This window comes from Collinsella aerofaciens (genome assembly GCF_015558785.1).
GTDB classification, from domain to species: Bacteria; Actinomycetota; Coriobacteriia; order Coriobacteriales; family Coriobacteriaceae; genus Collinsella; species Collinsella aerofaciens_P.
On the sequence record NZ_JADMOP010000029.1, the window covers coordinates 1 to 1,730 of the forward strand.

Consider the following 1,730-nt stretch of genomic DNA (forward strand, 5'->3'; position numbering starts at 1 on the left):
TGAGCTCGTCCCAGGTGCCGCCGACGCCCATCAGGAACACGGCGTCGTAGCCCTCGTCGGCGACCTTGTCGGCGAGCTCAATCATCTTCTTGCCGGTCTCGTAGACGTTCTTGCCGTCCTCGAGGTAGCCCTCCTGGCTAAAGTGCATGATCTCGATCTTCTCGGTTTCCTTCATGGCTTTTCCTTTCTGTCCTGCACGCAACTCTATACATCGCGTTTCTTTTCGATACCAATTATAGACATACACCTAACATGTTTTTAATACCACTTATCAATCTGTTCCAATCCTCGGTGAACGGTCGAAATTCTCTGGTGAGTGGTATTAAATTAGAATTGAATGTATAGCTAACGCCTCTGGCGCCTCCCTTGTGTGACAAAGAACAGCGTTCCTACCAGCGCAATAATGGTCGATGCCCCAAACAGCACCGCCTGGACGCCCAAAGCCTCCGCCAAAAACGGAGCCGCCAGCAGCGGCAGCACGCCGGCGCTCATCAGGCCAAAACGCACAAAGCCGGTAATGCGCCCCAGGTATTTGATGTCAGCGCGCTCCTGAATCAAGATCATCTGCAGCGGTTCCAGGAATCCCCAGGCCAGACCGTTAATCGCCTGACCGATAATCGCGACCCCCAGCATATCGGTGCCCACGTACACCATGGACCCAATGCCCACGGCCATGAGCGCGCCGAGCAGCAATCGCAGGTTGACATGGCGGGCAGAAAGCTTGGTCAGGATGAACGCGCCCACCGAGGAAGTGAGGCCCACGACCGAGGACAGCCAGCCCAGCCAGACGATATCCACGTTGAGCACATCGCGATAGAACAACGACTCCAGCGAATCGAACGCGCCAAACGCAAAGAAACCCAAAAAGCCCGAGATAAAGATGAGGCGCAGGTCGTGGTCGCGAAACGTAAGTCGCGCGCCCTCGGCCATGCCGCCCAGAATACCGCCCTTCGGCTTCCCCCCTTTTGCGGGAGCAACACACTCGTGACAGCCCAAGGAGAGCATGGCCGCCATGCCCATCATGCCAGCCATGAGCAGGTAGACCGATTGCGTGGCAAAACAGCTCACGATGGCACCGCCGAGCAGCGGGCCAGCGGTATAGGCGATATTGCTGTAGAACACCATGAGACCGTTCACGCGGGTACGGCCCTCGGTGGTCGACTCCAGGTATCCCGGAAACGCATGCGTGCAGGTGTTGATAAAGCCGCCCGCAAGCCCCAAGACGCACGCGGCAAACACAAGCCCGGGGACAGACAGCGGCGCCAACCCCACGCCAAGCGATAGCACAGCCGTAATCACGCACGTCACAAATGACGTCCGGCGCGGTCCAAAGCGATCGATGACCGAGCCCGACACCATATTGCCCGCCGACGTCATAAGATTGCGCACGAGCGTAATGGCGGCAACCAAAAAGGCCGTGCCGGCCAGATCATACGTGGCCGCACCGATAAGCCCCAAAAAGTAGACCGCGTTGTTGGCGCACCACTGCAGGGACTCAATGAGAATCAGCCTGACCTCTGCCGGCGTCAGGCGCATTGCTTCGCGATCCTTCGCGAACATACGAACTCCTTCTATACAAAAAGGGGATGGAGGGCATAGGCCTGCTCCATCCCCTTTCCAGGTTGCAACGAAAATCTATGCAGCCGGGCCCTTACGCCAGCACGCCGAAGAACGCGCCGATGACGCCCACGACCATGGTGGCCACGATCAGCACCATGGGGTTGATCTTC

The 1,730-nt window shown here is 58.0% G+C and carries 1 protein-coding gene; it reads right to left on the bottom strand.

What is annotated here, in order from left to right; genetic code table 11:
• Nucleotides 1–345: 345 nt before the first annotated feature.
• A complete protein-coding gene (locus tag I2G40_RS09410; protein ID WP_195544907.1) occupies nucleotides 346–1,560 on the bottom strand; it encodes an MFS transporter in 1,215 nt (404 codons plus the stop codon).
• Nucleotides 1,561–1,730 lie beyond the last annotated feature (170 nt).

Bases quoted from the DNA above. Each gene is read 5' to 3' on its own strand.
- I2G40_RS09410 (WP_195544907.1), bottom strand. From the start codon at position 1,560: ATGTTCGCGAAGGATCGCGAAGCAATGCGCCTGACGCCGGCAGAGGTC.